The sequence below is a fragment of the Paraburkholderia sp. GAS199 genome (assembly GCF_050436585.1).
Classification (GTDB): domain Bacteria; phylum Pseudomonadota; class Gammaproteobacteria; order Burkholderiales; family Burkholderiaceae; genus Paraburkholderia.
In genome coordinates, this window is the sequence record NZ_JBNDMM010000002.1 from 828905 (window position 1) to 852840 (window position 23936).

21 protein-coding genes are annotated in these 23936 nt (G+C 63.3%); 14 read left to right on the forward strand and 7 right to left on the reverse strand.

Features of this window, described 5'->3' with window-relative positions; all coding sequences use genetic code 11:
* Nucleotides 1-111 precede the first annotated feature (111 nt).
* The gene (locus P3T18_RS09800; RefSeq protein ID WP_106283890.1) at nucleotides 112-1257 is read right to left on the reverse strand and encodes a branched-chain amino acid ABC transporter substrate-binding protein; all 1146 of its coding nucleotides are present in this window, start codon (nucleotides 1255-1257) and stop codon (nucleotides 112-114) included.
* 433 nt (nucleotides 1258-1690) lie between these two features.
* Nucleotides 1691-2794, reverse strand: a complete 1104-nt coding sequence (locus P3T18_RS09805) for an NAD(P)H-dependent flavin oxidoreductase (RefSeq protein ID WP_429299711.1) — start codon at nucleotides 2792-2794, stop codon at nucleotides 1691-1693.
* Nucleotides 2795-3066: 272 nt separating this feature from the next.
* Here P3T18_RS09805 and P3T18_RS09810 point away from each other — a divergent pair, with 272 nt between their 5' ends.
* Both P3T18_RS09810 and P3T18_RS09815 read left to right on the forward strand, forming a co-directional pair.
* On the forward strand, nucleotides 3067-3765 hold the full coding sequence (locus P3T18_RS09810) for a dienelactone hydrolase family protein (RefSeq protein ID WP_429299712.1): 699 nt from the start codon (nucleotides 3067-3069) through the stop codon (nucleotides 3763-3765).
* A 220-nt stretch (nucleotides 3766-3985) separates the two neighbouring features.
* Nucleotides 3986-5527: an amidase gene (locus tag P3T18_RS09815; protein ID WP_429299713.1), complete on the forward strand. Its 1542-nt coding sequence runs from the start codon at nucleotides 3986-3988 to the stop codon at nucleotides 5525-5527.
* Between the two features lie 217 nt (nucleotides 5528-5744).
* Here P3T18_RS09815 and P3T18_RS09820 read toward each other — a convergent pair whose 3' ends face one another.
* From P3T18_RS09820 to P3T18_RS09835, 4 genes are all read right to left on the reverse strand, one after another.
* Nucleotides 5745-6056: a high-potential iron-sulfur protein gene (locus P3T18_RS09820; RefSeq protein ID WP_429299714.1), complete on the reverse strand. Its 312-nt coding sequence runs from the start codon at nucleotides 6054-6056 to the stop codon at nucleotides 5745-5747.
* Between the two features lie 197 nt (nucleotides 6057-6253).
* Nucleotides 6254-7360: an NAD(P)/FAD-dependent oxidoreductase gene (locus P3T18_RS09825; protein WP_429299715.1), complete on the reverse strand. Its 1107-nt coding sequence runs from the start codon at nucleotides 7358-7360 to the stop codon at nucleotides 6254-6256.
* Nucleotides 7361-7677: 317 nt separating this feature from the next.
* Entirely contained in the window at nucleotides 7678-7869 is a 192-nt protein-coding gene (locus P3T18_RS09830; protein ID WP_429299716.1) for a hypothetical protein, read from the reverse strand.
* Nucleotides 7870-8128: 259 nt separating this feature from the next.
* Entirely contained in the window at nucleotides 8129-9106 is a 978-nt protein-coding gene (locus P3T18_RS09835; RefSeq protein ID WP_429299717.1) for an AAA family ATPase, read from the reverse strand.
* A 271-nt stretch (nucleotides 9107-9377) separates the two neighbouring features.
* Here P3T18_RS09835 and P3T18_RS09840 point away from each other — a divergent pair, with 271 nt between their 5' ends.
* Complete coding sequence (locus tag P3T18_RS09840) at nucleotides 9378-9875, forward strand: hypothetical protein (protein WP_429299718.1); 498 nt, start codon at nucleotides 9378-9380, stop codon at nucleotides 9873-9875.
* A gap of 64 nt (nucleotides 9876-9939) precedes the next feature.
* Nucleotides 9940-10737: an endonuclease/exonuclease/phosphatase family protein gene (locus P3T18_RS09845; RefSeq protein WP_429299719.1), complete on the forward strand. Its 798-nt coding sequence runs from the start codon at nucleotides 9940-9942 to the stop codon at nucleotides 10735-10737.
* A 68-nt stretch (nucleotides 10738-10805) separates the two neighbouring features.
* On the opposite strand, the gene P3T18_RS09850 is transcribed toward P3T18_RS09845, so the two are convergent.
* Entirely contained in the window at nucleotides 10806-11786 is a 981-nt protein-coding gene (locus tag P3T18_RS09850; RefSeq protein ID WP_429299720.1) for an aldose 1-epimerase, read from the reverse strand.
* Nucleotides 11787-12094: 308 nt separating this feature from the next.
* Between P3T18_RS09850 and P3T18_RS09855 the strand changes: the two genes are divergently transcribed.
* The 10 genes from P3T18_RS09855 to P3T18_RS09900 all read left to right on the forward strand — a co-directional run bounded on the left by P3T18_RS09855 (nucleotide 12095) and on the right by P3T18_RS09900 (nucleotide 23930).
* Entirely contained in the window at nucleotides 12095-13177 is a 1083-nt protein-coding gene (locus tag P3T18_RS09855) for a LacI family DNA-binding transcriptional regulator (protein ID WP_429299721.1), read from the forward strand.
* 110 nt (nucleotides 13178-13287) lie between these two features.
* A complete protein-coding gene (locus P3T18_RS09860; RefSeq protein ID WP_429299722.1) occupies nucleotides 13288-14307 on the forward strand; it encodes an ABC transporter substrate-binding protein in 1020 nt (339 codons plus the stop codon).
* A 391-nt stretch (nucleotides 14308-14698) separates the two neighbouring features.
* On the forward strand, nucleotides 14699-16264 hold the full coding sequence (locus tag P3T18_RS09865) for a sugar ABC transporter ATP-binding protein (protein ID WP_429300080.1): 1566 nt from the start codon (nucleotides 14699-14701) through the stop codon (nucleotides 16262-16264).
* A gap of 25 nt (nucleotides 16265-16289) precedes the next feature.
* Nucleotides 16290-17264 carry an ABC transporter permease gene (locus tag P3T18_RS09870; protein WP_429300081.1) on the forward strand — a complete coding sequence of 325 codons (975 nt, stop codon included), beginning with the start codon at nucleotides 16290-16292 and terminating at the stop codon, nucleotides 17262-17264.
* Between the two features lie 55 nt (nucleotides 17265-17319).
* A complete protein-coding gene (locus P3T18_RS09875; protein ID WP_429299723.1) occupies nucleotides 17320-18279 on the forward strand; it encodes an ABC transporter permease in 960 nt (319 codons plus the stop codon).
* A 591-nt stretch (nucleotides 18280-18870) separates the two neighbouring features.
* Complete coding sequence (locus tag P3T18_RS09880; RefSeq protein WP_429299724.1) at nucleotides 18871-19641, forward strand: ferredoxin--NADP reductase; 771 nt, start codon at nucleotides 18871-18873, stop codon at nucleotides 19639-19641.
* Between the two features lie 448 nt (nucleotides 19642-20089).
* Nucleotides 20090-20890, forward strand: coding sequence for a sensor histidine kinase (locus tag P3T18_RS09885; protein ID WP_429299725.1), 801 nt, complete (start codon nucleotides 20090-20092; stop codon nucleotides 20888-20890).
* A gap of 10 nt (nucleotides 20891-20900) precedes the next feature.
* Nucleotides 20901-21557 (forward strand): response regulator transcription factor RqpR, encoded by a 657-nt coding sequence (gene rqpR, locus P3T18_RS09890; protein WP_429299726.1) that lies wholly within the window; start codon nucleotides 20901-20903, stop codon nucleotides 21555-21557.
* 146 nt (nucleotides 21558-21703) lie between these two features.
* Complete coding sequence (locus P3T18_RS09895) at nucleotides 21704-23101, forward strand: amino acid permease (protein WP_429299727.1); 1398 nt, start codon at nucleotides 21704-21706, stop codon at nucleotides 23099-23101.
* 298 nt (nucleotides 23102-23399) lie between these two features.
* Complete coding sequence (locus P3T18_RS09900; RefSeq protein WP_429299728.1) at nucleotides 23400-23930, forward strand: (2Fe-2S)-binding protein; 531 nt, start codon at nucleotides 23400-23402, stop codon at nucleotides 23928-23930.
* Nucleotides 23931-23936 lie beyond the last annotated feature (6 nt).

A 23936-nucleotide genomic window follows, 5' to 3' on the forward strand; every position in this document is an offset into this window, starting at 1 on the left:
TGCCAGCCTCTCATGCCGAGGCCCAAAAGAAAAGGCACGCGAACCTTGCGGCGCGCGTGCCTTTTTACGACAGGATCGAAGCCAGACGAGGCTCGCTTCGATCGAGCGGATTTACATCTTCACCACGTCGAGCAGCGTCTTCTTGCCCGACTTGTAGTTGTACAGCGAGATCACGCCGTGTTGAAGGTCGCCCTTCGAGTCGAACGTGGTTTCGCCGATCACACCCTTGTAGTCCGTCGACGGCATTGCTGCCAGAATCTTCGCCGGATCGGTGGAGTTAGCACGCTTCATAGCGTCAACGATGATGTACACAGCGTCATACGTGAACGGTGCGTAGATCTGGATCGGTTGACCGAAACGCTTTTGGTACTTGGCGAGGAACGCCGAGCCGCCAGCCATCTTCTCGAGCGCCATACCGGCTTCCGAGCAGACGATGTTGTCGGTTGCGTCGCCAGCCAGGTCCGACAGCTTGTCGGTACACACGCCGTCGCCTGCCAGAACCTTCGCGCGCAGGCCGAGTTGCTTGGCTTGCTTGGCGAACGGGCCGCCGGTTGCGTCCATACCGCCGTACATGATCGCGTCCGGGTTTTCGCCCTTGATCTTCGTCAGAATCGCGCGGAAGTCGACAGCCTTGTCGTTCGTCGCGTCGTGCGACATCACGTTCAGGCCCAGCGACTTGGCGGTCTTTTCGAATTCGTTAGCCAGACCCTGGCCGTAAGCGGTCGAGTCGTCGACGATCGCGACGCTCTTCACTTTCAGACCCTTGGCTGCGTAGTTAGCCAGCGCCGGACCTTGTTGCGCATCGGTCGCAACGACGCGGTACGTCGTCTTGAAACCTTGTTGCGTGTAAGCCGGGTTCGTTGCCGACGGCGAGATCTGCACGATGCCAGCATCGCTATAGATCTTCGAAGCCGGGATCGACGTGCCCGAATTCAAGTGGCCAACCACTGCGACGACCTTGTCGTCGACCAGTTTCTGCGCGACTTGAGTAGCCGTACGCGGGTCGGCTGCGTCGTCTTGCGGATCCAGTTGCAGCGTGATCTTCTGACCACCGATCGTCAGGCCCTTGGCGTTGATTTCTTCAACTGCCAGGCGCGCGCCGTTTTCGTTGTCTTTACCCAGGTGAGCGATACCGCCAGTCAACGGTGCAACGTGACCGATCTTGACGACCGTGTCGGCTGCCGCCGAAGTTGCCAACGTCGCGAACAGCATCGCCGCAGCGCTGATCGGCAACAGCTTTTGAATCTTGATGTTCATGTAAGTCTCCAGTTTCGGTCCCAAAAACAACGTAATCGCCCTGTGCCCCCGCTTCCCCAACACGTGTCGCTCAGTCCCGTGGACGATCACGCCGGTTGCATCGTTCATGCACTTGGCCAGCACGTTTACCTGTCTGTTTGTGGCAGGCGGCAAACCGTACTTGCGCGCAAGTGTAGGCCATCAAATTAAATTGTGGGACTTTTTTGAGGAAGTGGGATGAACACTAATAGCGTTTATCCAACAGGCACCGGTTCCGGCTGGACAAGCAGGCCGGAAAGCGCCAGCCCATGCGGGTTTCCGCTACGTGAGGGTTTCGTCTAACTGCGCGGCCTAAAGGTTTTATCGGGTAAAACCGTTAATGCTTCGAAGGGCCTTTTTGGGTCGAAAGAAGGCGCGCGCGCACAGTGCCGCGACGCGCCCGAGGCTTGCCGAATCAGCGTTGCAGCGCGCCGATCCGTGACGCCGCCGCATGCCACTCTTCTTCCAGTTGCGCGACCAGTTCCGCCGCGCCGACATCTTCCGCGCGCCGGCGGCCGAGCGACGCACCCTGCCCCGCCCACAACGACAGGTAATCGCTATTTCCCGCGCGGCTCGCGGTCTGACGCAGCTCCTGCGTGAGCGCGTTCTGCACGGGATAAGGCGCGGTCTGGCCGGCCGTCTCCGTCAGACGCTGCATCAGCGGATTACGTATGCCACGCGCATGGCGCCCGGTAATCACGCGCGTGACCGAGGTCGACGTATCGGACGCCGCGCGCACCCGCGCCTTCCAGACTTGCGGGATGCCACTCTCTTTCGACGTGAGAAACGCCGTCCCCATCACAGCGGCTTGCGCACCCAGCGCCAGCGACGCCACGATGCCGCGGCCGTCCATGATGCCGCCCGCGGCCAGCACCGGCAGTCCGGTTGCGTCGACGAGTTGCGGCACGAGCGCCATCGTGCCGACCAGCGCGTCTTCGAACGCGCCGATAAACGTGCCGCGATGCGCGCCCGCTTCCGAACCCTGTGCGGCAATCGCGTCCGCGCCCACTTCGCGCCAGGCCTCGCCTTCGGCAACATGCGTCGCGGTGCCTATTACATAGGTGCCGTTTGCATGCAGACGCGCGACGTCCTGCGCGCTGAGCAGCCCGAAAGTGAAGCTCGCGATCGGCACGCGCAATTCGATCAGGGTCTCGAGTTGCGCGCGAAAGTCCGGCGCATAGCGTTCGAGGGCCTGCCCCGGCGGCAAATCGAATTCCGCGCGCAGCGGATCGATGGCGTCGAGCGCGCGGCGCACCGTGGCCTCGTCCGGCGCGGCCGGGTCGAGCACGAACAGATTGACGCCGAACGGACGATCCGTCAGCGCGCGAATCGCCGCGACTTCACTCGCGATCTTCTCCGGCGAAAGCGCGGCGCCCGCCAGAAAACCCAGCCCGCCCGCATTCGACACCGCCGCGACCAGCGCGGGTGTCGTCGCGCCGCCGGCCATCGGCGCTTGCACCACCGGCACACGCAATTCGAAACGCGCCGCGAACGGCGTCACGAAACTGTCTTCATTCATGATCTATTCCTCTACCGACACGGCGCGCGCAGCGTGCGTGCGTCAACTCATACGACTGTACTCAGCCGCACTCGTGCAGTGAAATGAATTATCGAGAACGTTTCAATCGCCTTACGAGAACGACGTTGCGACGCAAGCCCTGGCGGCCGGCGCGGGACTCGCTGCAAGGCGTTTCTTTTGATGGCAAACTGACCGCCCGCTTCAGGCACTCAGACCTCTGGCATTCATTCAGACCGACCTCGTGCCTCACAGCACGGCAAATGGAGAGCAACATGAGCACGACTTCCCGATGGATCGACATCCCCGCCGGCAACGAAAGTTTCGGCGGCTACCTTGCGTTGCCCAAGGGCGGCAAGGGCCCGGCCGTCATCATTCTTCAGGAAATCTTCGGCGTGAACAGCCATATCCGCTCGGTTGCGGATCAGTACGCGCAAGACGGCTACGTGGCACTGGCACCGGACGTGTTCTGGCGCGTGCAGCCGCGTGTCGAACTCACGTATGACGGCGCGGACCGCGACAAGGGCATCGAACTGATGCAGAAGCTCAAGATCGAAGACGCCGTGACCGACGTCGGCTACGCAGCAGCGGCGCTGCGCGCATTGCCGGAAGTGACCGGCAAGGTCGCGGCAATCGGCTACTGCTTCGGCGGCCGGCTGGCGTATCTCGCAGCGGCCCAAGGCTCGCTCGACGGCGCGATTGCGTACTACGGCGGCGGCATCCAGAACTCGCTCGACGAAGCAGCGAAGATCAAGGTGCCGATGCAATTCCACTACGGCGAACTCGACGCGCACATTCCGCTGTCGGCAGTCGGCCAGGTTCAGGAACGTTTCGCCGGTCGCACGGACGCGGACTTCCATATCTACGCCAACGCCGATCACGGCTTCAACTGTTCGGACCGCGCATCGTACAACCAGCACGCCGCAGCGCTGGCACACGGCCGCACGCTGACGTTCCTCGGCGAACGTCTGTGATTCACGCGCTCTGATCGGCCGCGGTCGATCAGAGCGTTCGCTCCCGCAACTGGCTTGCGTCTCGAAGTCGCGCCGCCAGTTCGCGTCAAGTCAGTTAATCTCTCGAAGACGGCGCGTCGAACGTGCCGTCTGCCACGCGTGCCGGTGACGCCGCAACAAAGTCACCGCGCGCGGATTCATTCCGCCGCTTCCACAAACGAAACACGAGGGCTCACCCATCGTGCAATCAGACTATCTCGCCCACGACGCCATCGGCCTCGCTGAACTGGTTCGCACCGGCGAAACGAGTGCGCGCGAATTGCTGGATATCGCCATCTCACGTACCGAGGCCGTCAATCCGGCAATCAACGCGATCGTTCTGAAGGACTACGACGCGGCCCGGCGACGCGCTTCGCAAAGCGACGCCGCCAGAGGCACCAACGGCACGAGCGGCACGAATGCAACGAACGGCGCGAGTCAGACCAGCGCGCAGGACGCGCTCAAGGACGTGCCCTATCTCATCAAGGATCTGGGCGCGCCGGTCGCCGGATTGCGCATGGCAATGGGCAGCCGTCACTACCGCCATTTCATTCCGACGGTGGATGCGCCGGTGGTCGCGCTCGCCAAGGCGGCCGGCCTCAACATCTTCGCCAAGACCAGCACGTCCGAACTCGGGCAGATGCCTTATACGGAACCCGAACTATTCGGCGCGTGCCGCAATCCATGGAGTCTCGACCATACGCCGGGCGGGTCGAGCGGTGGCGCCGCGGCGGCCGTCGCGGCGGGCATCGTGCCGCTCGCGCATGCGTCCGACGGCGGCGGCTCGATCCGCATTCCTGCGTCGTGTTGCGGACTCTTCGGCCTCAAGCCGTCGCGCGGACGCGTACCGCGCGCGACGCCGGTGCCGTCAGCGGGCGAACTCGGCGTCGATCACGCGGTATCGCGCAGCGTTCGCGACAGCGCCTTGCTGCTCGATCTGCTTGCCGGCAACGCGGAGCGCCCGCTCGGTGCACCGGGTACATTCCTCGGCGCCAGCCGCGAGCCCTGCAAGCCGCTGAATATCGCGTACGTCACCGAGCCGATGCTCGCGCCGTCTTTGTCCGCGGATGCACGCGCGGCACTCGACGACGCCGCGCAACTCGCGATCTCACTCGGACACAACATCGAGCCGGTCTCGCTCGGCATCGATTTCGCCGCGGTGAGGCACGCGTTTCTGTCGTTGTGGTCCGTGACGGCCGAGGAACTCGTGCTGAACGCCGAGCGCATCAGCGGACGCAAACCGTTGCGCGCCGAATTCGAAATTTCGACTTGGGCGATGGCGCACGTGGGTCGCAAACTCGGCGAACGCGGATTGCCTGCCGCGCTCGAAGAACAACGTCGCATCACCGAGCGGCTCACCGATCTGTTGAACCGCTTCGACGTGATTTTGTGCGCGACGCTCGCCAGCGCGCCGATCAAGATCGGCGAAATGCAGCCCACGTCGGCGGAGCGTATGCAGATGCGCGCCGTCACCGCCATGCCGCTCGAATCGCTGATGAAGAAGCTGCTCACCGAAGCATCGAACAAGGCGTTCGCCTGGGCAGGTTGCACGGAACTGTTCAATCTGAGCGGCCAGCCGGCGATGTCGGTGCCGCTCTACTGGAATGCACGGGGCTTGCCGATCGGCGTACAGTTCGCCGCGCGCGACGGTGGTGAAGCGACGCTATTGCGCCTCGCCGCGCAACTCGAAGCGGCTCGTCCGTGGTTCGATCGGCGGCCGCCGTTGATTCAGGCGCGCAGTTAGCGTCGGGCTTTATGTTGGCTTGCGCTAGCGGTGAGGGTCGAGGTCCGCGCAGCTTTGCGCGACGAGGTTCGCAGAGCGACTTGCGGCAAGCCGTTTTCAAACGACAAAAGACGTCCGCCCCGCACTGCGGCAGACGCCTCGATGGACGGGGAACATTCAGGCACCGTCACGCTGCAACGCATTTGCCGCCACGCTCACGGCGCGCGGCAGACGGTCATCAAGCCTTCTTGTTATAGGCGCTGCACCAGCCCTTGCCTGCCACCTGCTTGCCGGCGAACATCGGGCAACCGCCGAAGGCGTCGGTGGGTTTGGCCTGATAGAAACTGCAGTTGCTGCAATCCTGGCCTGCTGCGTATTTTGCGAACTTGGCCTTATCGACTTTGGTCGCATCCGCTTTATAGCCGAGTGCTTGCGCGGTCGGATCGGTTTCGGCCACCTTGGGTGCGTCGGCGAATGCCTGGCGCGACAACGCGAGCGAAGACGCGACACCAATGCTCGTAATCAGAAACGTACGACGGGAAGTTTTCATGGGGGACTCACTCCATTTATATAGAACTGATCGCCGTTCTGTGACAGCGGTCCCCAAGGATAGCAACGAAGCCCCGGCGTGTGACGCTCCAAATGATAGAGATAACCGAATTGGTACGAAGCCGGCGCGCCGCTTCGCCCGCACGCATCGAGCGACGCCCGACGACGGTGCAGGGATCGAAGCGCGAAAAAATGCGCTTAGGCGCGTCCGCTCAATTCGCACACGCGCGCGGCGATTGCCAGCGACGCCGTCAATCCCGGCGACTCGATGCCGAACAGATTCACCAGACCACGCACACCATGCGCGGCCGGTCCCTGAATCACGAAATCGGCGGCCGGTTCGCCCGGACCCGAGAGCTTCGGACGAATCCCCGCATACGCCGGTTGCAGCGCGTGGTCCGGTAGCGCCGGCCAATAGGCGCGAATGGCGGCGTAGAAGGAATCGGCGCGACGCGGATCGACGTCGTAATTGATTGCGTCGACCCATTCGACGTCTGGACCGAAGCGCGCCTGGCCGCCGAGGTCGATGGTCAGGTGGACGCCGAGACCGGCTTCGTTCGGCATCGGATAAATCAGACGGCTGAACGGTGCACGGCCGGAGATGCTGAAGTAGTTGCCGCGCGCGAGATAGAGCGGCGGTACGTGGCGCGCGTCGAGTCCGCGAATCCTGCGGGCCAGCGCGTTGGCCTGCAGCCCGGCGCTGTTGATGACACACGCGGCGCTGATGGTGGTTGGCGCATCGCCGCCCACCTTGATGATGAAACGGCCGTTGCTCGCTTCGACCGCTTCGACGGGTGCATGAAACGCACACACGGCGCCGTCGCGCTCGGCGTCGCCCTGAAGCGCCAGCATGAACTGATGACTATCGACGATACCCGTCTGCGGAGAAAACACGGCTTCGACGCACTCGAGCGCGGGTTCGAGTTCCTGCGCCTGCTCGCCGCTGATTCGCATCAGATCGAGCACGCCGTTGTCGCGGCCTTTCGCCATGATGCTTTCGAGCTGAGGAATCTGATTGCGCGATGTCGCGACCAGCAGTTTGCCGCAGCGCGAATGCGGCACGTTACGCTCGGCGCAATAGTCGTACAGCATTTCGCGGCCGCGCACGCAGAGCGCCGCCTTGAGCGAACCGCGCGGATAGTAGATGCCCGCATGAATGACTTCGCTATTGCGAGAGCTGGTGCCCACGCCGATCGCCTCGGCCGCCTCCAGGACAATCACTTCGCGTCCACGCGCCGCGAGAGCACGTGCCACGGCAAGACCGACCACGCCCGCGCCGATCACTACACATTCGATTTGATCCATGTCTGTTGACGCGGCTCTTGTCGCCGCGCGCTGCCTCGTTCACCCGATGTAGATGAGGGCAGCATGCGGCTATCGAGTGCCGCACACTGCTCGCTGTCGAACGCACCTGCACAAACGCAACCCATGCGTGAAATTGTACGACGCCGCACAGACACAAATGCCCGCAGTCGCAAACGACTGCGGGCATTCGGTCACTAGCGGTGGCTGAACGTATGGGCCGGACTGATTCAGTGTACGCCGTGAAGGCTCATCGCGCTCGGGTCTCGAGGTGAAGACGCTCAGCGTGCTGCATGCGCTGCGGGTCTAGCCTTGCGCATTTAGCCTTGCGTGCCGACGTGGCGGGACAGACCCTCGGCCGCGCCCGTCACCGTCTGTGCGAGCAAGGCGTCGTCCGGCTGCGCGCGGCTCGCATCGCTTTCGCGAAACGAAACCGCTGCGCCGTCACGGCCGGCGAAAGCCGGCGCGGCGAGTGTCGAGGAGAAAAGCAAAGCGAGGGAAGCAGTTCTCATGATGGTGTCCAATAGTCGTTGATCGTGCGTATCGAATCGAGTGGAAGTGCGCCGAGCGATGAGTCGTTCAGGCGCAACTCGTTGAAGCACAGTCTACGCATTCACTATCGGCAAGCTAGACCGATTGGAACAATTGAAAGTCTCAAAAAGGGAAACAATTGCCACGGCATTAACCATGTTCGCAGTAGTTAATTGGCTTTTCGGGGCATAAAAAAAGCCGCTCGAGGGCGAATTTTTGCCAAAAAACGGCCAAAAACGCTCAAAAACCGATCGTTTTCCGCCGATTTCCGTAATCCAGCCGGATATCGGCCGGCTCGATGTGATCGCGGCCATTAATTCGCGCCGCGCCGAAGCCATTCAGGATCGCGCGCCGCATTTCACGCGGCGACGCGGACTTCAGCGTATCCAGCGCCGGTTCGCCCAGCATGTCCGGAAAACGCAGACCCCAGTTGTGCGCGGTGCGAATCTCGTCGTAGATCGATTGGGCAATGCGACGCGCGCCGTCGCGATCCGGCGGCGGAATTTCGTACACGTTCATCCGGTTGAGTATCGGCTCGGGAATCGAGCGTTCGTCGTTGGCCGTGGCGAGCCAGATCACGTGACCCGCATTGATCGGAATTTCGGCGAATTCGTCGATGAAACTGTGCGCCGTGTCGTGCTCCAGCAGCGCGTAAAGCGCGCCGAGCGGATCGTATTGCGAATCGCCGGTGGCCTTGTCGATTTCGTCGACGGTAATCACCGGATTGGCATAACTGCCGTTCACGAGTGCATCGAACACCTTGCCGGGCTTGGCGTTCTTCCATTGCGACGACGCGCCGGACAGGATCCACCCCGCCGTCAGCGAACTCATCGCCACATATTGGTAAGCCGTGCCGAGCAGGCGCGCCAACTGCTTGGCAAAGTGTGTCTTGCCGATTCCAGGATCGCCGAGCAGCAGCATCGGCATCAGTTCGAGACGGTCTTCCGTCTCCAGACATAGGGCGACCTGCTTGCGGATGTCGTCGAGCGGTTCGGCGAAATTGGGCAGTGCATCGATCAGATCGTCGATCGACGGCATCCGGTTCGGCTTGACGCAGAAGCGCAAGTTACCGGTTTTCAGCATCTTTTCGTACGTGGCGCGCAGTGCGTCGTTCGCGCCCTCGCCGAGGTCGTTCAGCGCGGTTTCGACCTGATCGAGGTCGTACACCTGACTGAAAGAGGCTACGGCGATTTCCTGTCTGACCATGACTGTTGTCATGTTTCACCCCGTCGAGCTGGCCTGGCTACTGCGGCACCCTGTTGGACGCCGTTTCAAGTCCAGTGTAACGACGACATATTCGTGTGCAAGCCAGCAGTCTCGTGGCATTGCTGCTAACAGGAGGCTTGCTTTCGGCCTTGACCGGCCTCACCTGAAATGCATTGTTGCTGAACCCGGCCCTCTTTGGCGTGTCAGAAAGGCGTGGTATCCATCAGGCGTAAGATGGCTTTTTGACTGGCGGAAAGGGCCTGGTCGCCCGGAGAAACTTTCTATGTGGAAAAACAGTATCGTGGCCGTGCTGCTCGGCACTTCGTTGCTTGCGAACGCACAACAACGGCCAGCGCAGCAGGTCGTGCAGTGGCAGTTGCAGGTGATGCGCGACGGCCAGCAGATCGACGCCTTCGACGGCACCACCACGGTGGGCCAGGCACGCACGGATACGCATCACAAGATGGTGCAGCATAACGTCGGCTGTAAAGACCAGCCCGGCGGCAGCATCGATCTCGCGCGCACGCTGACTGTGTCGCCGCTGCGCGCCGACGCAAACACGGTCACACTGTCGATCGAGGCTCAGGAAACTTTCGAGGAAGACGCGGCACGCCAGACCGACACGGGCTGCAAGCTGCCGCCGCAGCCGCGTCAGGTGAGCGCGAGCCATCCGGGGCTGTCGGTGCCGGTCGGCCAGTGGGCCACCTGGACCATCGTCGACAAGAACCCGAACCTGGTTTATCGCGTTCGCGCGGGCCTCTCGGACAACCCAGCGAACTGAACGAACCCAGTTACCACCAGGCGAACCGCTGAACCCTAAAACAGAACACGTGGACACACGCGGCATGCGAAACCCCGAAGAATTGATCCGCGAAAGTGCAGCACCCAAAGACTTCATTGCGGTGAGCTGGAACCTGCACAAAGGCCGCACGCCGCTCGGATTTCAGGCGTGGCAGGCGATGCAGCGCTGGGTGCAATCCACCCATGCCGACGCGTATTTCCTGCAGGAAGCGATGGCGCGGCGCATGCCGTCGCCGGTATTGGCGAGCAGTTTCGGCGAGCCGCTCAGCGATCCGTTGAGCGACGTATGGCATTGCCAGGCAACCGAGATCGCGCGCGCGCTCGAACTCGAAATCGCGCTTGGGCCGAATGTTTTCAAACCGTCATGGCGACACGGCAACGCGATTCTCTCGCCGCATCCGCTCGACCTCGGCGGCCGGTGGGACATCTCGGCGCATCGATTCGAGAAGCGTGGTCTGCTGGTCGCGCGGGCCACGTTCGGCGGCCACTCGGTCACGCTGCTGTGCGCGCATCTGGCGCTCACGCGTTCTGCGCGTCTGCGTCAGATGAACTGGATCGCGCACTGGATCGCGAAAGAAGCGCCCGAAGGCCCGCTCGTGCTGGCCGGCGACTTCAACGACTGGCGCAACGATTCGGTGCCGCTGTTCGGCGAGCATGGCCTGCAGGAAGTGGCCACACTGCTCGGCGAATCGGGCCGCACTTTCCCGGCTTTTTCGCCGGCCCTGGCGCTCGACAAAATGTTCGTGCGCGGCATGAAACCGATCGAGTGGATTCAACCCACGCAGGAAACCGCGTGGCTGTCGGATCACTTGCCGTATATGGCGCGGCTGCGGGTGGAGTAAGCGCAAAGCAATTCGAAAAAAGGGCGCTCCTGAGGAGCGCCCTTTTTCATTGCCCATGACCGGATGCCCTAGCCCCGATGCGGCGTCCACATGAGCGCCGCGGCCAGTACTTCACCGGGCTTTAGTACGCAACCGCCCACGTGATCGCGCGGCCCGGTTGCGTTGAAGCAGTCGGTGGTGTTGGTCACCGGTTCGACGCATAGCTGCGGGTCGTTCGCGGGCGCGAACACCACCATATGATCGAACGGCGCGTCGGCGATCATCGTCAGGCGGCGGTGTTCGTCGGGCCACGCGATCGTCGCTTCGTGTGACCAGTTCGCGAAGTTGTTGTCCAGATCGAACGCGTCCGCGGACATGCCGTGACGCAACGCGTCCACCGCCGCGTGCGGCCCGAGATGCGTCGGCAGCACGTTCGCGTCTGCATGCCACATGGCTTGCACGTCGGCGTAGATGAGCGTGTTGGCGGTGCGCGGATAGTACGGATGATGTCCCATGCCGAACGGCATCGGCCGATCCGCCAGGTTTTGCGCCGACAACGTCACCCGCAGCGCGTCACCGATCAGTTCGAAGCGTTGTGTCGCGCGATAGCGAAACGGCCAGTCGCCGACGATGCTTGCGTCGGGTTCATGTTCGAAATGCAGTTCCACCGAACTCGCGGTGCGTGCGCCGACTCGCCACGGCTGCCGCCAGGCATTGCCATGCAACGCATGCGCGAAGCGCGGATCGTTGCCGCCCAGATCGATCGTCTCGCCCTCGAATTCGAAACGCGCATCGCGAATCCGGTTGCAATACGGGAACAGCGGAAAGCTCGCCATGCGCAGCGGATCGCGCTGTTCGAAGGCGGCGCGCGTCGCGGGACGCAGCCAGTGCAAAGGGCCATCGGCCGTGCATTCGTAGTATGCGGCCAGCGCGCCGCCCACGTCGGGCGCGAGTACGACGCGCATTGCGCCGGCGCTCAAGGTGACGAGCGTCGGTGCAATCGCGGGGTCGTCGAGCCAGGCAAGGTCGGCGGCGAGCGAAGGGGGCGTGGTCAGGGAAACGTCGCGCATGGTCAGAAAAAGCGGGGCCTCAGGCGGGCGGCGGAATGGACGCGCATCGTTGTCTCCTGTGACGTGCCGCGCACAGCGCGCGGCCGGCGGACTATCGGGGTCCGCGCGACCGAGAATCGCACGACAAAGCGCATCGGTCAATATTATTAGTAATAAATTTATCGAAAGACGCCGACAAAGCGGCAGGTCGCCACTCCCAAATGGCGGGTTAGCGCGCGTTGCCGCGCGCATATTATTAGTGGTACCGTCAGAGCCACGATGCCACCGGCATGCTCCCGCTTCCGCGCCGCTGCAACGCGGCCCGCACAATGAAAAAATCGACTCAACGCCGTCCCACCATGACCGACATCGCCAAGCAGACTGGCGTGTCGCAATCGACTGTCTCGCTGGTGCTCAACAACGCCACCGGCGCGAAGTTTTCCGAGGCCACCCGCAACAAGGTTCTGAAGGCCGCGCACGATCTCGGCTATCGCCTCTCGCTGCGCGAACCGCTGCCCGCGTCCACCGACGAACGCAATCTGATCGTCTATCTCGCCGACGAAATCTCGACCAGTCCGCATCCGGTCGTGAACGTGGACGGCGCGCGCGACGCCGCCTACGCGAGCGGCAAGATGCTCGCCGTCTACTCGACGCACGGCAATGCCGACATAGAGAAACAGGTACTCGACACCACGCTGTCGAATCCGCATGTTTTCGGCGTGATCTACGCCACCGTCTACACCCGCAAAGTGACCTTGCCGGCCGCGCTCTCGCAGGTGCCGACCGTCCTGCTGAACTGCTACACGAGCGAAGGCGGGCTGTCGTCCGTGGTGCCCGCCGAAGTCGCGGGCGGCCATCTCGCCACCGACTATCTGCTGCAAGCCGGCCATCGCCGGATTGCGTATATCAACGGCGAACCGTGGCAGGACGCGTCGAAAGATCGCCTCAAGGGCTATCGCACCGCGCTCGCCACCGCCGATCTGCCGTATGCGCCGGAACTCGTCCGCGACGGCGACTGGAGTTCGGGCCTGGGCTTCGAACTGACGCTCTCGCTGATGCGCGAAACTAATCCGCCCACCGCCATTTTCTGCGCCAACGACCTGACCGCCATCGGCGCAATTGAAGCGCTGAAACAGCTTGGCCTGCGCGTGCCGGAAGACGTCTCCGTGCTCGGCTACGACGATCAGGAAATCGCGCGTCACACTCACCCGCCGCTCTCGACCGTGGTGTTGCCGAACTACGAACTGGGACGCTGGGCCGTCGAAACCTTGCTGCAGGAGGAACACAACCGCGCGGCCGGCGCGCCGGTACGGCATCGCATGGTCAAGCTCGACGGACCGCTCGTCGAACGCGGCTCGGTCAGGGTAATTACCGAGGCAAAAAAGCCAATAATTAATATTATTAGTGATTGACCGATAATAATTCTGGATGGAATAATCGGCACGACCGGTCAGGGTGAAAAACCCGGCCGGTGAGAGAAACACAAAAAGCAAATACACCTCACCAGGTACTGGAGGAAGACATGGCGTCGCTCAACACGCATTCGCGCAAACACGTGCGCAAGCAGCAGATTCGTCCGCTGGCGGGTTCGCTGCTGGCTCTGGCAATCGGATTCGGCGTCGCAACGGCCCATGCCGACGACGCCCTGCCCAAACTGCCCAACAAGACTCCGCTGAAGGTCGGCTTCGCGCAGACCGAAAGCAACAACCCGTGGCGTCTCGCGGAAACCAAAAGCTTCAAGGACATCGCCGCGAAATGCGGCTGGCAGGTCGTGATGACCGACGCCAACGGTTCCAACTCCAAACAGGTCTCGGACATCCAGAGCATGATCGCGCAGCACGTCGATCTGCTGGTGTTCCCGCCGCGTGAAGAAAAACCGCTCGCACCGATCGTGCTGCAAGCCAAGAAGGCCGGCATTCCGGTGATTCTGGTCGACCGCGACGTCGATCAGTCGGTTGCCAAGGCGGGCCGCGACTACATCACCTTCATCGGCTCGGACTTCATCGACCAGGGCCATCGCGCGGCCGACTGGCTCGTGAAGGCAACCGGCGGCAAGGCGAAGATCATTGAACTGGAAGGCACCACCGGCGCCTCCGCGGCGAACGATCGCAAGAAGGGCTTCGACGAAGTCATCGCGAAGAACCCGGGCATGTCGATCATCGCTTCGCAAAGCGGTGACTTCGCGCGCGACAAGGGCCGTCAGGTAATGGAAACGCTGTTGCAGGCGCATCCGGACGTCACCGCCGTCTACGCGCACAACGACGAAATGGCGCTCGGCGCGATTGCCGCGATCAAGGCGGCCGGCAAGCAACCGGGCAAGGACATCCAGATCGTCACGATCGACGGCACCAAGGGCGGCATGGACGCCATTGCGGCCGGCGAACTGGGCGCAAGCGTGCAATCGAGCCCGTTCTTCGGCCCGCTCGCCTGCGACGTCGCACAACGCTACGCGAAGGGCGAAAAAATCCCGACGTGGGTCAAGGTCTCGGACCGCTTCTACGACAAGAGCAACGTGCAGCAAAACATGCAGTACGGCTATTGATCGTCGCCACTGTCGTACACGCTGTTTTATAGCTTGAGGGTGGTGTCGCCGCGGCGTGTCCACGCGCGCCGCATTCTGGAGAGCGCTTCTCCGGCGACATGGCTCGCAGGACGTCCCCGCCCCGAATCTGTCTCCTCGGGGGGCGGGTGACGGGGAAGGGTTCGGAGCGACGCGTTCGTGGCAGCACGGGCCGTCGCTTCGCTTTTATGCGGCGTAATATGGATCGACCACAGAGGTTCGACCCGCGCCGGCACAAAACTCGAACGAACGGCCAGCACGGCGCGATGCGCCCGGCAGCACACCCAGCAGCACTCGCATCAGGAGGACACCCGTGACGGAATCCGGCACGCAGACGCCACACTCATCCCCTACCCGTTCGCCGCTGCTCGAGATGCAGGACATCGGCATCAGCTTCGGCGGCGTCGCCGCGCTGCGCAGCGCCAATCTGAGCGTCGCCGCGGGCGAAGTGCACGCGCTGATCGGCCAGAACGGCGCAGGCAAATCGACCATGATCAAGATCCTGACCGGCGCGTATCGGCGCGGCTCGGGCAGCGTGCGCTTCGAAGGCCGCGAGGTCGACTTTCGCACGCCGAAGCAGGCGCGTGAAGCGGGCATCAGCACGATCTATCAGGAGATCAATCTGGTGCCGTTCCGCTCGGTGGCGGAGAACATTTTTCTTGGCCGCGAGCCGCGCCGTTTCGGTCTGATCGACTGGCGCGCGGTGCAAACGCGCGCCGCCGCGCTGCTCGAATCGTTCGGCTTGCAGATCGACGTGAAGAAGCCCGTCAGCCGCTATTCGACCGCGATCCAGCAGATGGTGGCGCTGGCGCGCGCGGTGTCGTCCGACGCGAAGATGGTCATCATGGACGAGTCCACGTCGTCGCTCGACGAACGCGAAGTGGAACTGCTGTTCAACGTGGTGCGCAAGCTGCGCGACGACGGCCGCGCGGTGATCTTCGTCTCGCACCGGCTCGACGAACTCTATGCGCTGTGCGACCGCGTTACCGTGATGCGCGACGGCCAGACCGTTGCGCAAAGCACGATGGCCGAGATGGACAAGCTGCAACTCGTCACCACCATGCTCGGCCGCACGCTCGCGGCCGTCGTGCAGGAAGACGCGGCCGCGCGCGAAGCCAATCTGGCGCGGCGCGGCAAGGAAGTGATCGGCGCGGCCGGGATCGGCGCGCATCCGAAAGTGAGCAATGTGTCACTGCAGGTCCACGCGGGCGAAGCGGTCGGCCTCGCCGGTTTGCTCGGCTCGGGCCGCACCGAGACCATGCGCCTGATGTTCGGCGCGGACGAACTCGAACACGGCGCGCTGTCGATCGGCGGCGATGCGGTGAGCTTGAAGTCGCCGCAGGACGCGATCGCGCGCGGTCTCGCGTATCTCACCGAAGACCGCAAGGCCGAAGGCATCGTCCCCGAACTGTCGGTGCGCGACAACCTCACTCTGGTGTGCCTGCGAACGCTGGCGAAAAACGGTGTGGTGGATGTGAAGAAGCAGCAGGTAATCGTCGATCGATTCATCGCCTCGCTGGGCATCAAGCTGCGCTCGGCCGATCAGCCGATCCGCGAACTGTCGGGCGGCAATCAGCAAAAGGTGCTGCTCGCCCGCTGGCTGGCCGCGCAGCCGTCCCTGCTGCTACTCGACGAACCCACGCGCGGCATCGACGTCGGCGCCAAGGCGGACGTGGCGAAGATCGTGCGTGAACTGCGCGACACCGGCATGGCCGTGCTGCTGTCCGCGTCGGAACTGGAAGAACTGACCGCCGTGGCCGACCGCGCCGTGGTGATTCGCGACGGCCGCACCGTCGCCGAACTGAACGGCGCGGACATGAGCGAAACCGCCATCATGGACGCGATTGCCTACGGCAGCGAAGGTCCGTCGCAACTGGCCGAAGCCGCGCAGACCGCGCATATCGAAGACGCGTTGGAGGGCGACCGTCATGGCGCTTAAGCTGGATTCCGAAACCGCGGCGCAAATGCCCGCCGCCACCGTGCGCACGAAGCCGGCCACCACGGTGAAGAAATGGCGCCATCTCGCGATGCAGCGTGAAGTCATCGTGTTGCTCGCCATGGTGCTTTTCAATCTGATCTTCACGCCGCACTTCTGGTCGCTGCAAACCTTCAACGTCAACATGACGCAGGTGGTGACGATCGTGATCGTCGGCATCGGCATGACGCTGGTCGTGGCGACCGGCGGCATCGATCTGTCGGTGGGCGCCTCGATGGCGATTTCCGGCGCGCTAGCGCCGATGCTCTTCCTCAATATCGCCGGACCCGGCGGCATCGCGCTCGCGTTCGTGCTGCCGGTGCTGGCCGCCGCCGTCTGCGGCGCGTTCAACGGTTTGCTGGTGACGAGGTTATCCGTCCAGCCGATTGTCGCGACGCTGGTCCTGTTCATCGCGGGACGCGGCATCGCCCAGGTCGTCACCGACGGCAGCCTGCAGGCGTTCAACAATCCCGCGTTCCAGTGGATTGCGCTCGGCAAGGTAGCCGGCGTGCCCTTCCAGGTGCTGCTCATGCTCGCGCTGGTCGCGCTGTTCGCGTGGATCGTGCGCAAGACGCTGTTTGGCCAATACCTGCTGATCACCGGAGGCAACGAGAAAGCTGCGTATCTGTGCGGCGTACCGACGGCCACCGTCAAGCTGATCGCCTATACGTTGTGCGCCGCGCTCGCCGGACTGGCCGGCCTGATTTCGATCTCGGTGAATTCGTCTTCCGACGCGAACGTGGTCGGGCTCGGCGTGGAACTCGACGCGATCGCCGCCGTGGCGGTGGGCGGCACGGCGCTGACGGGCGGCAAGGCGTTTATCGGCGGGACGCTGATCGGCGCGCTGATCATCCAGTTGCTGCGCTACACGCTGCTCGCGCACGGCATTCCCGACGCGGCGGCGCTGGTGGTGAAGGCCGGCATCATCGTCGCGGCCGTGTACGTGCAGCGGCGCTCACGCTGATGCACCGACGTCTGTTCCAACGATTCGTTTCAGGACCGCTCCCGGATTCGCTGCGATGAAAAAAAACCTTCCTATCCTGCTCGCGCTCGCCGCCCTGGTGGTGCTCGGGCTCGTGCGCTACGAGCATTTCGCCTCGGCGTACAACATCACCTCGTTCTGGCGCTACAACTCGATGTTCGCGCTGATCTCGATCGGCATGGCCTTCGTCATCATCACGGGCGGCATCGACCTGTCGGTCGGCACGGTGGCGGCACTCGCGAGCGTCGTTGCCGCACTGGCCAGCGCGCACGGCGGCTGGGTGGCTGTGGTGGCGGGCTGCGCAGCGGGACTCGCGGTGGGCGTGCTGAACGGCGTCATCATCACGCGCCTGAAAATCCTGCCCTTCATCGTGACGCTGGCAACCAGCCTCGGCGCGCACGGTGTCGCGCTGCTGCTCGGCAAGAACGACGCGGTGTCGATCGATTCCGCTTCCAATTTCGGCAACTTCGGCCAGGGCGATCTGTTCGGCCTGCCGATTCCCGGCATCGTCGCGGTGGTGGCGGCGCTGGCGGGCTGGCTCGCGCTGCGCAGCACGCGGTTTGGCCGGCATTCGCTGGCGATCGGCGGCAGCGAAGAAGCCGCGCGGCTGATGGGCCTGAACGTCGATCGCACGCTGATCATGGCTTATGCGGTGAGCGGCCTGCTGGCCGGCATGGCGGGCGTGATCCTCGCGGCGCAGTTCGGCGCGGGTCAACCGAACGAAGGCGTCGGCTGGGAGCTATTCGCGATTTCGGCGGTGGTTCTCGGCGGAACCTTGCTGACAGGCGGCGAAGGTTCGATCGCGATGACGATTGCGGGCGTGCTGCTGCTCGGCCTCGTCTTCAATCTGCTGAACTTCGAAAACGGGCTCGGCTTCATCAGTTTGTCGGCGTACTGGCAGTCGGTGATTCGCGGCGTGTTTCTGCTGCTCGTGATCGTGCTCCAGGCGCGCGTGCTGAAGCAACGCGGCAAGAAGCGCGTCACTGCGCCGGCGTGAACGATTCGCCAAAGCGCTCAACCTTTATTCCAACTGGCGATCCGGCAGAACCATGTGCTGCCGGATACGTCCTGTGTACCAACTTCGCGCCGCGTTCGCGAATCTGACGTCTCTCGCCGATGCCGCGCGTCCCGCACCCACGATAAGTGCGCTTTGCTCGCCTTTTCAGGCAGTTTGAGCCGCTTTTGCCAGCTTTATCAGCAGGGTCAATGCTGCAGCGCACGGCGGCTTTCGGTATCATCCTGAAAATGTTGCCCGCGCGGCGCGCCTATCCGGCGCATGCCGGACATCCGATGGTAGCCGCCCAGCGCGGCTTTCGCCCATCGCCGAACCCCTGTTGAAGCGCGGCTGCATCCACGCCGACGTCCTTCGCGCCGCCAGTCGTATCGATCGACCGCCGGCGCCGACGCTTCCGGGTCCGGTACCCCGCTTGACCTCGCTCAACCGTCGCGCCGCCGCCCTCAGGCTGCGGGCGCGGTAAAATAGCGGATTGCGCGTGATTTCCGATCACGGGTCAGCGCAGCATTGCCCTTGCCGTGCCGGCCGGCTGAAACGACTGGCCGCCTTTGTTTTCGCACTATCCAAGAAGCCATGAGCAACCTGAATTCACAAACCGTCCTGAGCGTCCATCACTGGACCGATACGCTTTTCAGCTTCACCTGCACGCGCGACCCGGGATTCCGTTTCGAAAACGGTCAATTCACGATGGTGGGCCTCGAAGTCGACGGCAAGCCGCTGATCCGCGCCTATAGCCTCGCGAGCGCGAACTACGAAGAGCATCTCGAATTCCTGAGCATCAAGGTGCAGGACGGCCCGCTCACGTCGCGCCTGCAACATTTGAAGGTCGGCGACGAAGTCCTGATCGGCAAGAAGCCGGTCGGCACGCTGATGGCCGACAACCTGCTGCCCGGCAAGACGCTGTGGCTGCTGTCCACCGGCACGGGCCTCGCGCCGTTCATGTCGATCATCAAAGATCCGGACATCTACGACCGTTACGAGCGCGTGGTGCTGACGCACACCTGCCGTTTCGTCGACGAACTGGCCTACAAGGAATACATCACCGACCACCTGCCGGCACACGAGCATCTGGGCGAGCTGGTGCAGGAAAAGCTGCTGTACTACCCCACGGTCACGCGCGAAGCGTTCCAGAACCGCGGCCGCATCACGGAACTGATCGAAACCGAAAAGCTGTTCGCCGACCTCGGCGTGCCGGGCTTCTCGCTCGAAAACGACCGCGTGATGCTCTGCGGCAGCCCGCACATGCTGCGCGACACCCGCAAGCTGCTCGACGACCTGGGCTTCCAGGAAGGCAGCAACAACTCGCCGGGTCATTACGTCGTCGAAAAGGCTTTCGTGGGTTGAGCGAAAGTCCGAATTCGCGAAGTCTGTCGCGTTTTCAGCAAAAAGGAGCCTTCGGGCTCCTTTTTTGTTGCCCGCGACAATTTTGCGCAGTTACAAATATCCAGTCGTCATCCGACATTCGGTGTAGGCATTCTTCCTACAAATACGTTGTGACAAAACATCAACCATTGCGTGAGATATCCTCGCTAACCCTTGCTACGACTGCATTTTTTCTTTTTTTAAGATATCATCGCGGCGCATCGTCGGTCGTTTCGACCTACCTGTCGTCATCCGCCCGCCTTGTTACTGAATGTAAATTTCGTTACGTCTAACCGTAGCGATTTATCTGTCGCGCCGATCGCGTGACGGATGCACCTGGAGGCCAGAGATTCGCATGCGTTCTTTCGTCTTCGCGCAACCGATGCGCAGCCGCTTCGCCATCCACACCGCTTCCTGATAAGGAAAGTTCATGGATACGTCGACTGTCGTCCCGTTCAACCGCCGCCCTGCTCCCAGCATCGACACCGAGCGCGAACTCGCGCGGCTGCGGGCGCGCGTGCGTGAACTGTCGGCTGAACTGGTGCAGGCGCAAGAGGCCGCCTGCCGCCACGTCGCGCGTGAATTGCACGACGGCGTGGGCGCCGAGGTGACGGCAACGCGCTTTGCGCTGGCCAACGTCGAAACCTGGCTGCCCGCGGACGCGCCGCCGCAGTGCGCCGCGGCGCTGGCGGTCGCCAACCGCTCGCTCGACGCCGTGTACGACGCAAGCCGCCAGGCGGTTGCGGATCTGCACGCGCCGTCGCTGGAAGCCGGTATCGTCGGTGCATTGGCGCAATGGACCGGCGACTTCGCCACGCGCACGCAACTGCGCACCAGCTTTGTCTGCGCCGCCGACGTGCGACTCACCCGACTGCCCGCCGACGCCGTGCTGGCCGTGTTCCGCGTCGCCCAGGAAGCCCTGAACAACATCGCGAAGCACGCCCGCGCCGAAGCCGCCGACGTGCGGATCGAAGCCGGCCGCCGCCACCTGACGCTGATCGTCAGCGACGACGGCATCGGCCTGACCCGCAACGCACGCACGCGCCGCGGTCATTTCGGCCTGAGCGGCATGCGGGCACGCTGCGCCGCCTTCGACGGCACGCTGCGGCTCGGCTCGCGCCGCGTCGCGACCGGCAAGGAATCGCGCGGCACCGTGGTGATCGCGCGGTTCGCATGGGACGCGATGCTTGCCGCCGCGCCCGCGCCCGAACGTCGCGTCCTGCAATCGTGAGCGTCCAGTCATGAGCCTGCGCATCCTGCTCGCCGACGACCACGCCGTGGTCCGCCAGGGCGTCCGCCAGTTGCTGCTCGACCGTTGCGTGGCGCGTGAAGTCGTCGAGGCGCAGACGGGCGCCGAAACGCTCGACGAAGTGACCAAGCGCAGCTACGACGTCGTGCTGCTCGATATTTCGCTGCCCGACATGAACGGCGTGGAAGTGCTCAAACGCCTGAAGCGCAAGGCGCCGCGCGTGGCCGTGCTGATGTTTTCCATGTATCGCGAAGACCAGTACGCCGTCCGCGCGCTGAAAGCCGGCGCCGCCGGTTATCTCTCCAAGACGGTCGATGCCGCGCAGATGATCGGCGCGATCCAGCAGGTCGCGGCGGGCCGCAAATACGTGAGCCCGGCGATGGCCGAAGCGCTCGCCGATTACGTCTCGTTCGACGGCGAACAACTCCCGCACGAAAAACTGTCCGACCGCGAATATCAGACGCTCTGCATGCTGGCGTCCGGCAAACGGCTGACCGACATCGCCAATACGCTGTCGCTCTCGGTCAAGACGGTCAGCGTGTATCGCACGCGTCTGCTCGAAAAAATGAAGCTGCAAAACAACGCCGAGCTCACTTTTTACGTGATGAGCAACCGTCTGGTCGATCTGAATCCGGCTATGGCGGGCTGAACGCCGCGTGCCGCGTCACGCTTTTTCCTCGCTTCCCCGCCGCAGGTGTGCCGTCCAGAACGGCCCAAATGCGCGCATCCGTTAAAATCTAAGGTTTCCCGACATTCGGCGCGCAAGACGCGTGCACTACCGGAGACCACCCGCCAATGTCCCTGTTTCGCAAGAAAAACGTCGAGCAGATGATCGCTGCAAGCGCTCAGAACGCCGGCCTCAAAAAAGCGCTCGGCGCACTCGACCTGACCTTCCTCGGGGTTGGCGCCATCATCGGCACCGGTATTTTCGTGCTGACCGGCACGGGCGCGGTCCAGGCCGGCCCGGCCCTGATGATCTCGTTCCTGATCGCCGCGGTCGCGTGCGGTTTCGCTGCGCTCGCTTACGCTGAATTTGCCTCGACCATCCCGGTCGCCGGCTCCATCTATACGTATTCCTACGCGACGCTCGGCGAACTGGCGGCGTGGATCATCGGCTGGGATCTGATGCTCGAATACGGCCTCGCTACGTCGGCCGTTTCGGTGGGCTGGTCCGGATATCTGCAATCGCTGCTGTCCGGCTTCGGCGTTGCGCTGCCGGTCGCGCTGAGCGCGGCGCCCGGCGCGCTGCCCGGCCACGAGACGCTATTCAATCTGCCGGCGTTTCTCGTCATGATGGCGATCACGGCGCTGTTGTCGGTCGGCATTCGCGAATCCGCGCGCATCAACAACATCATGGTGGCGATCAAGGTGACGGTGGTGCTGCTGGTGATCGGCGTCGGCGTGTTTCACGTCACGCCCGCGAACTGGCATCCGTTCATGCCAAACGGCTGGAACGGCGTGTTCGGCGCGGCGGCGGTCATGTTCTTCGCCTTTATCGGCTTCGATTCGGTGTCGTCCGCGGCGGAAGAAGTGAAGAACCCGAAGCGCGACCTGCCGATCGGCATCATCGCCTCGCTGGGCGTGTGCGCGGTGCTCTACGTGGCGGTGGCCGCGGTCGTGACGGGCATCGTGCCGTCTGCGCAATTTGCGAATATTTCACACCCGGTTTCATACGCACTGCAGGTGGCGGGTCAGAAATGGGTCGCGGGCTTCATCGACCTCGGCGCCGTGCTGGGCATGCTCACCGTGATTCTCGTCATGGCTTACGGCCAGACGCGCGTGATCTTCGCGATGTCGCGCGACGGTCTGTTGCCTGCCAAACTCTCGAAAGTGCACCCGAAATTCGCCACGCCGTTCTTTACCACCTGGCTCGTCGGCATCTTCTTCGGACTGATCGGCGCGCTGGTGCCCCTGAACGTACTGGCCGAACTAATCAATATCGGCACGCTCGCCGCATTCTCGATGGTGTCGATCGCCGTGCTCGTCTTGCGCCGTACGCATCCGGAACTGCCGCGCGCGTTCCGCTGCCCCGGCGTGCCGGTCGTGCCGGTGCTCGCCGTGGCCTCGTGCCTGTTCCTGATGATCAACCTGCAAGCCGTGACGTGGATCGCATTCGTGGTCTGGCTGCTGATCGGCATGGTCATTTACTTCGGCTATTCGCGCCGCCATTCGAAGCTGGCGCATCGACGCTAAGGTTTTCGTCATCCAGGTAGTACGGTTCGCGACGCTGGCCGGCTCCCCGCCGGCCGCGCCGCGAATGCGCCACGTTACCTCGGCCACCGCACCCTCTCTGCCCCTCTTCGCCGCCTTTCGCATTGGCGCCCACGCCCATGCCAACACACTTCCCCTCATAGCGCGGCCGTCGGATTTGTGCTTTACTTTTCCGCACGCTCATATAAAAAACCGCAGTCCCCGTATCGGACCCCACGAAACAGGTAGCTGAAGGCAGAAGAACGGAAAGGTCCGGTCTCACCTATCAGGAGACAGCTTCATGGCGATCAGCATCAGTCTGACGGTGAACGGCGCGCCCATCAGCGCCTCAATCGACCCCTCCACCCTGCTTGTCCAGTTTCTGCGCGACCAGCTCCGCCTGACCGGCACGCACGTCGGCTGCGACACCGCCCAGTGCGGCGCCTGCACCGTTCACCTGAACGGCCGCGCGATCAAATCGTGCAACATGCTCGCCGTGCAGGCAGAAGGCGCGCAGATCACCACCATCGAAGGTCTGGCCACGAACGGCACGCTGCATCCGATGCAAGCCGCCTTCAAACATTGTCACGGTTTGCAGTGCGGCTTCTGTACGCCCGGCATGGTGATGAGCGCGGTGTCGCTCGTCCAGCGTCAGCCCGATCTCACCGGCGACGACGTTCGCGCGCAGCTCGACGGCAATCTGTGCCGCTGCACGGGCTATCACAACATCGTCAAGGCGGTGCTCGAAGGCGCCGAAGGCATGAAGTGTTCCGCGCCGGCTGGCGCAGCTGTATCGACCGACGCGACCGCCGCCGCGCCGGTCACCGCCTGAGGAGCC